The organism is Flavobacterium azizsancarii (genome assembly GCF_027980145.1).
GTDB classification, from domain to species: domain Bacteria; phylum Bacteroidota; class Bacteroidia; order Flavobacteriales; family Flavobacteriaceae; genus Flavobacterium; species Flavobacterium azizsancarii.
On record NZ_JAMZNK010000055.1, the window covers coordinates 22,098 to 32,690 of the forward strand.

General features: G+C 33.6%; 7 protein-coding genes. 6 read left to right on the forward strand and 1 reads right to left on the reverse strand.

Annotated elements, in window-relative coordinates; translation table 11 throughout:
• Nucleotides 1–81 precede the first annotated feature (81 nt).
• The 3 genes from NJT12_RS21820 to NJT12_RS21830 all read left to right on the forward strand — a co-directional run bounded on the left by NJT12_RS21820 (nt 82) and on the right by NJT12_RS21830 (nt 3,423).
• Nucleotides 82–507: a DUF1573 domain-containing protein gene (locus tag NJT12_RS21820; RefSeq protein ID WP_199002571.1), complete on the forward strand. Its 426-nt coding sequence runs from the start codon at nt 82–84 to the stop codon at nt 505–507.
• Nucleotides 508–586: 79 nt separating this feature from the next.
• On the forward strand, nt 587–1,129 hold the full coding sequence (locus NJT12_RS21825; RefSeq protein ID WP_271338240.1) for an RNA methyltransferase: 543 nt from the start codon (nt 587–589) through the stop codon (nt 1,127–1,129).
• A gap of 107 nt (nt 1,130–1,236) precedes the next feature.
• The gene (locus NJT12_RS21830) at nt 1,237–3,423 is read left to right on the forward strand and encodes a T9SS type B sorting domain-containing protein (RefSeq protein WP_271338241.1); all 2,187 of its coding nucleotides are present in this window, start codon (nt 1,237–1,239) and stop codon (nt 3,421–3,423) included.
• 91 nt (nt 3,424–3,514) lie between these two features.
• Here NJT12_RS21830 and folK read toward each other — a convergent pair whose 3' ends face one another.
• Complete coding sequence (gene folK / locus NJT12_RS21835; RefSeq protein ID WP_271338242.1) at nt 3,515–4,648, reverse strand: 2-amino-4-hydroxy-6-hydroxymethyldihydropteridine diphosphokinase; 1,134 nt, start codon at nt 4,646–4,648, stop codon at nt 3,515–3,517.
• 270 nt (nt 4,649–4,918) lie between these two features.
• On the opposite strand from folK, the gene sppA reads away from it, so the two are divergent.
• The 3 genes from sppA (at nt 4,919) to NJT12_RS21850 (ending at nt 10,439) form a co-directional block, all read left to right on the forward strand.
• Nucleotides 4,919–6,676, forward strand: coding sequence for a signal peptide peptidase SppA (sppA, locus tag NJT12_RS21840; protein WP_271338243.1), 1,758 nt, complete (start codon nt 4,919–4,921; stop codon nt 6,674–6,676).
• A gap of 13 nt (nt 6,677–6,689) precedes the next feature.
• Nucleotides 6,690–7,637: an alpha/beta hydrolase gene (locus tag NJT12_RS21845; protein WP_271338244.1), complete on the forward strand. Its 948-nt coding sequence runs from the start codon at nt 6,690–6,692 to the stop codon at nt 7,635–7,637.
• 174 nt (nt 7,638–7,811) lie between these two features.
• Entirely contained in the window at nt 7,812–10,439 is a 2,628-nt protein-coding gene (locus NJT12_RS21850) for an AsmA family protein (protein ID WP_271338245.1), read from the forward strand.
• Nucleotides 10,440–10,593: the final 154 nt, after the last annotated feature.

Sequence of the window (10,593 nt, forward strand, 5' to 3'; positions counted from 1 at the left end):
TAAAATATTTTAAGAAATTTTTATATTAAGATATAAGATTTTTATATAGATTTGTTCATAATTAAAACAAAGATTCTAAAGATGAAAAAAATAATTTTATTCGCTATGTTAGCTGTAGTTGGAATTACTGCTTCTAACGCTCAAGCTAAAAAAGCAACGGCTAAAGTTGCTAAGGTTGAAGGAGCCGGAATGGCCTTTGAAACAGAAACTATTGATTACGGAACTATCGCTCACAACGCTGATGGAAAACGTGAATTCGTTTTTGTAAACAACGGAACTAAACCATTAATCATTACAAATACGCAAGGATCTTGTGGTTGTACTGTACCAACAACTCCAAAAGAGCCTATCGCTCCGGGAGCTAAAGGTATTATTGGTGTAAAATACGCTACTGACAGAGTTGGTGCTTTTACAAAAACTGTAACTGTTACTTCTAATGCTGAAGGACAACCTACAAAAGTACTTACTATTAAAGGTACAGTTTTACCAGATCCTGTTAAAAGCTAATCTGAAAAACAAAATAAAATAAATCGAAAAAGCTTCCTTATCTTTGGAAGCTTTTTTTATGACCTGAATACAACACAAAATGAGAAAACTCGAAAATAGCGAACTAGACAGAAAATCAATCGAAGATTTTAAAAAATCAGACAAAACACCTCTAATAATAGTTTTAGACGACATTCGCAGCTTACACAATATTGGTTCTGTGTTTAGAACTTCGGATGCTTTTTTAGTAGAGAAAATAATTTTGTGCGGTATTACGGCTACTCCTCCCAATAAAGAAATTAATAAAACTGCTCTTGGCGCAACTGACACTGTTGCCTGGGAACATCATGAAAATGTATTGGAAGTTATTGAAAATCTTAAAAAAGAAAATGTACTAACATTGGCTATTGAGCAGGTTGAAAGTGCTATTTTTCTTCAGGATTTTAAAGTTGAGAAAAATCAAAAATATGCTCTTGTTTTTGGCAATGAAGTTCATGGCGTAGCTCAGGAAGCTGTAGCAATTTGTGATGGCTGTATCGAAATTCCTCAATTAGGAACCAAACATTCCTTAAATATTGCCGTGAGCGCAGGAATTGTTGTTTGGGATTTATTCCAGAAATTAAACTGGCCAAATACAATTTAAGAAAACCATCTACTGTTCTAAAATGTTATTTTACAGTAGATTTTAGCTTTAAATGTTAGAAATTAAAATATATTTTTTTGTGATTATAAAATTGATACTTTTATAAAATGAAAAATATCAATTTTTTAAAAACAACCACATTATTTTTTATTTTAATCTTCAGTCAATCTTATGCAAATGAGAAAATTAGCATTAGAGATAAAAATTTAATTACGACCGCAAAAGACACTCTCAAATCAAACAAAAACAACAATACAAAAATTAATTTTGCTATTACTCCACCTGTAATTAAAGCAAGTGGAGATCAATTCTATTGCCCGCAAAACACCATAAATATTGTAACTAATATTACAATTACCCACGATCCGCTAGAATCAGGAACAGTAGCAGGGTATATTCAGATTTCTTCAGGTTATTCTAACGGTTTGGATCGGTTAGTACTTTCAAACCCAGCATCACATCCTTCGATCATAACAAGCTGGGACGGTACTGCAGGAAAATTAACATTGTCAAATTCAATAGGAGGCACTGTTTTATATTCTGACCTGGAAGCTGCGATTAAAGATGTTGTGTTCTCTAATACTTCAGCTGCAGCATCAGGAACTAAAACTTTTTCGATAACAATTGGTCAGGCTAATTATTTACCCTCTACACAACATTATTATTTATATATTCCAAGTATTGGCATTACCTGGAATGCTGCAAAAGCTGCCGCAGAAACAAGCACTTATTATGGATTAAAAGGTTATCTCGCCACTATTTTATCAGCTGATGAAGCCAAATTAATTGGCGAACAGGCATCAGGAACAGGATGGATTGGCGGGAGCGATGCCGAAACTGAAGGGGTCTGGAAATGGGTTACAGGACCTGAAGCCGGAACAGTATTCTGGAATGGGGGCGCAAATGGCACAACACCCAATTATGCTTTCTGGAATGCCGGAGAACCTAATAATCAAGGCGGAAATGAAAACTACGCACACATTACACAGCCTGGTGTTGGAATAAGAGGATCATGGAATGATCTAGCAAATACTGGGGATTCAAGTGGCAATTACCAACCTAAAGGTTATGTTGTAGAATATGGCGGAATGCCGGGCGAATTGCCTCTGGAAATTGCAGCAAGTACTAAAATCACAATTCCAACTGTCACAAAAACTACTCCAAATTCAGTTTGCGATTCAGGAAGTTTTACACTGAATGCTACTGCAACAACGGGAGCAACAATTAATTGGTACGACGCAGCAATTGGAGGAAATTTATTGGCAACAGGAAATTCTTATACGTCTCCTGTCTTAAATACAACAACTACCTATTATGTTGATGCTGGTTGCGAATCGAACCGAAAAGCGGTTATCGCTACTGTAAACCCAACACCTGCAACACCAATAGCCATTTCTTCGACTGTTTATAATTGTGGCCCGGGAACCGTAACTATTGAAGCTAATTCTAACATTGGTGTTATTAATTGGTTTACATCTTCTATTGGCGGAACGAGTGTTTTTATGGGAAATCGTTTTCTTACACCAACTATTTCAGCCAACACCACTTATTATGCTCAAGCTTCCTACAGCACTTGTATCAACACAGATCGCACGCCTGTAAACATCATATTATACACACCACCTGTTGTAACGAATGAAACTTTGCCTTTGTGCCAATTTCAAAAAGTTACTCTCGATGCGGGAATTACCGGAATGTCTTACTTATGGAATACTGGTGCAACAACTCAAACTATTGAAGTTACTGCCAGCGGAACTTATACTGTAGACGTTACAAGTCCTGCTCCTGAAAATTGTACGAGCCGAAAAACAATCATCGTTAATGAACATCAGGTTCCTCAAATAGACAGAATTGATGTAAACGGGACTACGGCTGTGATTTATCTTAAAAAAGAAGCTGACTATTTTGAATATTCTGTAGACGGTACAAATTTTCAGAATTCTAATACTTTTTTTGATGTACCAGGTGGCTTGCAAACCGCTTATGTAAGAGAAAAAAGTGGTTGCGAACAAACCATACAGAACTTTGTCGTTCTTGTATTTCCTGCATTTTTCACTCCAAACAATGATTCTTATAATGATTTATGGGAGGTAACCGGAATGGAAAATTATCCGCAGGCACAAGTTACTATTTTCGATCGCTACGGAAAATTAATCGCACAGCTTAACTCTTCTGAAATGAATTGGGACGGAACTTTAAACAGAATACCTTTGCCGGCTTCTGATTATTGGTATGCCTTGAAGATTGATGACACCAAACCTGTTTTAAGAGGACATTTTTCTTTGAAAAGGTGAAATAAATTAGAGAATGTGCCAATTAGAGAATTTGATAATTAAAAATAGAGTACAAACAATTATCTAATTCGCACATTTTCTAATTATCTCATTAACCAATCTTCTTCTGGATTTCATTTAATATAAAAAGATAATCTTCGTGTTTTTTGACAAAATCCCGATCCGAAACATCTATAATCAGAACATTCAAATCTGTTTGGGATTTAATATAATCGAGATAACCAGTATTGATTTTATCTAAATATTCTGCCTCAATATTCTGTTCGTATGTGCGTCCTCGTTTTTTAATATTTTGAAGTAAACGCTCTGAATTCTGATACAGATAAACGTACAGATCAGGTTTTGGCATTTCTTTGTAGATAATATCGAACAAGTTTCGATACAAACGATATTCATCTTCTGCTAAAGTAATCTTAGCAAAAATCAACGATTTAAAAATATGGTAATCCGCTACAATGAAATCTTTAAAAAGATCAAACTGCGCCAGATCATCTGATAATTGCTGATAACGATCTGCAAGGAAAGACATTTCTAACGGAAAAGCATATCGGTTTTGATCTTTGTAAAATTTGGGTAAAAAAGGATTATCTGCAAAACGCTCCAAGACTGTTTTTGCATTAAAATCTTCGGCAATTTTTTGTACTAAAGTTGTTTTACCTGCTCCGATATTCCCTTCAAAAGCAATATAATTAAAGTTTTCCAATGCAATTTCGCGCAATGGATTCTTTAAATCCTGAACTACAGTACAAATACTGTCATCTGGCGAAATGGCAATTAACTCTGAAATAGATTTCTGAAAAACAGGATGTTTCCAATCTAATTTTAAATCCTGCATTGGCAACAAAACAAAATTTCTGTTTTGCATTAAAGGATGTGGAATTTTTAGTTTTTCTGAATCAATAATTTCATCATCAAAAACAATCAAATCAATGTCAATAATTCGGGATTGGTATCCTGACTGATTTGACCTGATTCGTCCTAAATGTTTTTCGACTTTTAAAACCTGGTTCAGTATTTTTTGCGCAGATGAAGTAGTATGCAAAACTAATGCGCAATTATAAAAAGCATCGCTTTCGAACCCCCATGCAGGAGTTTCGTACAGTTTTGAAACCCTGATTACGGTCCCTACTTCCTGATGTATCAAATCGATACAACTTTCGATGTTTGCTAACCTGTTTCCCTGATTACTCCCTATTGATAAAACGACTTGATGCTGTGACTTCATAATTAATGCAAATTAACTAAAACTATTTTAGAATTACTCACATTATTTGATTCAAGAATCAGAAGTTTCGAACTGTTTTGGCTTTTTTATTTTCTTTATCTTCTTAAAAAAACTTGAAACATCTTACAAAAATAACCTATCTTTAATTAGAAGTTTAAAAATGTAAAAACCACAAGTATTTCACTTAATTGTATATCAGAAATAATTTGTTTTTAGAGTACATTTGTAACAAATCAGCCTTTTTAGCTACTTATTAAAAAAAATACACTTATGAAGTTTTTAGGAAATGTAATTGCCACAGTTGTTGGTATTTTTGTATTTATTATGTTCTTCTTTTTTGGAATAATTCTTATCGGAGCTATTTTTGGAGGAGACAGTACTGTTTCAGTCAAAAGTGATTCTGTTATAGAATTAAATTTAAAACAAATTCAAAATGATTATGCGGGAAAATACAAAGATCCCTGGGTAACTGTTTTTTCAGACAAAAAAGGTATTGGCTTAACAGATGTGATCAATGCGATCGAAGCTGCAAAAACGGATGATAATATTAAAGGAATTTCAATTCTAAACGATGAATCTTCTTTAGGATTGGCTCAATATAAAGATTTAAGAAATGCACTTGAAAGTTTCAAGAAATCAGGGAAATTTGTTTGGGCTTACGCCAATACTTATTCTCAAAAAGAGTATTATTTAAACTCTGTTGCTAATACAGTTTATATCAATCCGGCAGGTGATCTGGATTTTAAAGGACTTTCGTCTGAAGTAATGTTCTTTAAAGATTTTCAGGATAAATCCGGTATTCATATGGAAGTGATCCGTCACGGGAAATACAAAAGTGCGGTTGAACCATTTTTAGAAAACAAAATGAGTGATGCCAACAGGGAGCAGGTAACGGCTCTTTTAAATTCTATCTGGACAACGGTTTCTACTGACATTTCTAAAAGCAGAAATATTCCTCTTGATAAATTAAATGAAATTGCAAACGGTTTATTGGCAAGAACTCCTGAAATGGCAAAAGCACAACATTTAGTAGATATTATTGCTTATGAAGATGTTTACCACAATGCCATCAAAAAAGCATTAAAGGTAACTGGAGATGATGATTATAACAAAATTTCAATTTCAGATTATACCCAAAATAATATTACGACAGCTTTAACCAATTCAGCAACAGATCAAATTGCTATTATTTACGCTCAGGGCGAAATACAAAGCGGCGAAGGTGATGTTACCGTAATTGGCGAAGGTTCTATGCGTCGTTCGCTGCAGGAAGCCCGTAAAAATGAAGATGTAAAAGCGATTGTTCTTAGAATCGACAGTCCGGGCGGAAACGCTTTAACTTCGGACCTGATCTGGAGGGAAATCGAAATTACCAAAAAAGTAAAACCCGTTGTAGTTTCTATGGGTAATTATGCTGCATCAGGTGGTTATTATATTGCTTGTAATGCGAACAAAATTTTTGCAGAAAGCAATACAATTACGGGTTCTATTGGTGTTTTTGGAATCTTGCCTAACTTTAGTCCTTTGGCAAATAAATTAGGAATTAATACTGAGCAGGTAAAAACACACGAAAACTCAGCAAATTACAGTCCGTTTGTTCCTGTTGATGAAAAATTTAAAGCTTTTACTCTAGAAGGAGTTGAACATATTTACAACACTTTTGTAACGCATGTCGCAGAAGGTAGAAAAATGACTTTTGCTCAGGTTGATGCTATTGCACAAGGAAGGGTTTGGTCAGGAACTGAAGCTTTGAAGATTGGTTTGGTAGATAAAATTGGCGGATTAAATGATGCTATTGCGGAAGCAGCTAAGATTGCTAAAGTAAAATCATACAGTACACAAAATTATCCTGAATACGAAAAAACTTTTAACGATATCCTTTCCGGATTGCCTTTTACACAATCGAAAGAAGCTTTTATAAAAGAAGAAATTGGCGAGGAGAATTATATGCTTATTGAGCAGGTAAAAAGACTTCAAAAACAAAAAGGAGTTCAGGCGATACTTCCTTTTGGATTAAACATTAAATAATTTTATTCTAGAAATGAAAAAGATATTTGCTCTTGTTGCCTTTTTGTTTTTGAGTTTTGTAAACGCTCAGAATAAAAATGAAATCACGTTTAAAGAATCTCCTTTGATCTTAAAAATTAATATCGATCAGATTTTTGGTACGTTAACTACCCCGGATTTAAAAACAAAATATCCGGTGGCATTAATAATTTCAGGATCAGGACCAACAGATCGAAATGGAAATAGTCCGATGATGAAAAACAATTCGTTGAAAATGTTGGCTGAAGCTCTGGCAAAAAACGGAATTGCATCTTTGCGATATGACAAAAGGGGAATTGGCGAAAGCAAAGCTTCTGCTGCTTCTGAACAAACGCTGGTATTCGAAAATTATACTCAAGATGCCAAAAGCTGGATTAATTTATTAAAACAGGACAAACGTTTCTCTGAGGTAATTGTAATTGGACATAGCGAAGGTTCATTAATAGGAATGATTGCCGGAGTAAAAGCAAACAAATTTATTTCTATTGCCGGCCCTGGAGAATCTGCTGATAAATTGATTAAAGCGCAAATTGCTTCTAAATCTAATAAACAAATAGAGGAAATGACTTTCCCGATTATTGACAGTTTAAAAAGCGGTCACTATGCACAAAAAGTTAACCCAATGCTTAACTCTCTTTTCAGACCAAGCATTCAACCGTATTTAATCTCGTGGTTTAAATACAATCCGCAAGCAGAAATAAAAAGCTTAACTATTCCTGTTTTAATTCTGCAAGGAAACAAGGATTTGCAAGTAACTGTTAAGGATGCAGAGCTTTTATCGCAAGCCAATAAAAATGCTGAACTTTTGATTGTTGAAAATATGAATCATGTCATGAAAACAATCACAGGTGACAATCAGGCCAATATAGAAAGCTATAATAATGAGACTTTGCCTATCTCAGAAATCATGACCAATAAGATTGTTTCTTTTATTAAAAAATAATCAAAATCATAAAATCATTAAAAATCCGTTTGAATCTATATTCAGACGGATTTTTATTTTTAACAGATTAAAGTATATTCTTATATTTTACAAAAACTTTATTAACGAACTCAGTCAAAAAAAACTATTTTTGCACGGGTCAATTAGCAATTTCAAACACTCAAAACTATTTATATGTTAAAGAAAATTTTAAAAATTACTGCCATTGTTCTCGTGGTGATTGTTGCCGCATTATTTGCCATTCCGTATTTCTTTAAAGATCAAATAAAAGCTAAAATTGCTGATGCGATTAACGAAAGTGTTGATGCCAAAGTAAGTTTTGCAGATGCTGATTTAAGTTTGTTCAAGAACTTTCCTAACGCAACTGTTGGAATCAATAAACTGGTAATCATCAACAAAGCTCCTTTTGAAGGCGATACGTTGGTTTCGCTGGGCGAATTGAATTTGAAAATGAGCATTAAAGAACTTTTTAAAGGAAAAGATGAACCTTTGAGCATTCAGGGGATAAGTTCTACTAACGGTTTGATTAATATCATTTTTAATCAAGACGGTGTTGGGAATTTTGATATTGCTATAAAAGACAAGAAAGAGACAAAAAAAGATGATGCAAGTAAACCTCTTTCTTTAAAAATCCAGAGCTATAAAATCGAGAATTTCACTTTTAGATATATTGATCAGCGTTCTAAAATAAAAATGGTTATTGATAGTTTAAACCACGAAGGAACTGGGGATTTTACAAATTCAAAATTAGATTTGACTACAAAGTCTACTGCTAAAGTTTCTTTGGACATGGATAAAATCAATTACATGAAAAATGTAAAACTGACTTTAGATGCTGTTTTAGGAATTGATTTAGAACAAAGTAAATATACATTTAAAGAAAACAAGGCTTTAATTAACCAATTGCCTTTAGAATTTGATGGTTTTATTCAGATGGTTGATGCAGGTCAGATTTATGATTTGAAATTCAAAACGCCAACTTCATCGTTTACAAACTTCTTAGGATTAATTCCTTCGGCATATGCTTCAGGATTAGATGGTGTAAAAACAACTGGCGATTTTACTGTTGCCGGTTTTGCAAAAGGACAACTGACAGATACTACGGTTCCTAAATTTAATATTGCAATTGCATCCAACAACGCTTCTTTTCAATATCCTAACTTACCAAAATCAGTTCAGAATATTGTAATCGATACAAAAATCATCAATGAAACAGGGATTCTAAATGATACTTATGTTAATTTAGACAAACTGTCTTTTAGAATTGATCAGGACGTTTTTAATGCTAAAGCAAACATTAAAAACATAACTGTAAATCCTTTTGTTGATGCGGCTTTAAAAGGAACTATAAATTTGGCTAATCTTTCAAAAGCATATCCAATTAAAATGGATAAACCTTTAGCTGGAATTTTGAAAGCTGATGTAACGACACAATTCGATATGGCATCTGTAGAAAAAAGCCAATATCAAAACATTAAAAATGCCGGAACGATGAGTTTATCAGGATTTAAATATACTGATGAGAATAATAAATCAATGAATATTAGTACGGCTTTGGTAGAATTTAATCCGAGTACGATTAACCTGAAAAAGTTTGATGCTACAACCGGAAAAAGTGACCTGAGCATTAATGGCGTTTTAGAGAATTTCTATGGTTTTATGTTTAAAAAACAAGAACTGAGAGGAAACTTTAATATGAGTTCAAACCAGTTGGCGGTAGATGATTTTATGACTGCAGGTGAACCTGCTAAAACCGGAACTGCAACTGAGAAAGAAGGAGAAACAAAAGCAACATCAGCAAAACCTGCTGAAGCAATGAAGATTCCAGCATTTTTAAATTGTACCATAAATGCAAAAGCAACTACGGTTTTATATGACAATTTGAAACTGAAAGATGTTTCAGGCAGATTGATTGTGAAGGATGAAAAAGCAACCTTAGAAAACTTTAAAACATCTATTTTTGGAGGAACAATTGGTTTAACAGGAACGGTTTCTACCAAAACAAAGGTTCCTACTTTTGACATGAATTTAGGTTTTAATCAAGTTGATATTGCGCAAACTTTTACGCAATTGGACATGATGAAAAAAATTGCGCCAATTGCCGGAATCATCAATGGAAAATTAAATTCTACTATAAAATTAAACGGAAATCTTGATGCTAACGAATTGACTCCGGATTTAAAATCTATCTCAGGGGATTTGATCGGGCAATTGCTTTCTACAACTGTGAATACTAAAAATTCAACTGTTTTAAATGCCTTAACTTCAAACATTAAGTTTATTGATATGAACAAGGTGAATCTGAATGATATTAAAGCTGCGTTGACTTTTGAAAACGGAAAAGTAAATGTAAAACCATTTGATATTAAATATCAGGACATTAAAATTACTGTGGGCGGAACTCATGGTTTTGATCAAACAATGAATTACAACTTAAAATTAGATGTTCCTGCCAAATATTTAGGAACTGAAGCTAATGCTTTTATTGCAAAAATGTCTCCGGCCGATGCTGCAAAACTGCAAAACATTCCGATAAACGCAATGATTACGGGTAACTTTTCTAATCCGAAAGTTTCTACAGATATGAAAACTGCCGTAACTGCTTTGACAACTCAATTAGTAAATCAGCAAAAAGACAAGCTTACGCAAAAAGGTACTTCGGCTCTTAATGATCTGATCAATAAGAATACAAAAGCAAAAGATACCACAAAAGCAGCTGAAACTGAAAAAGAACAGAAAACACAGGAAGTTACCAAAAAAGCAAGTGACTTAATAAATGGCTTGTTCAAGAAGAAAAACTAGAACTGAACCAGAATAAAAAAAAAGAAGGCGTCTACTGTAATAGGAGGGCACTGAAAAACATCCCTTATTTTTGATCAGGTTTATTTTTTAGACAATAAAAAACGCTTATAACAGGATTTAAAAATATCCGTTATAAGCGTTTTTCGTTTTATAA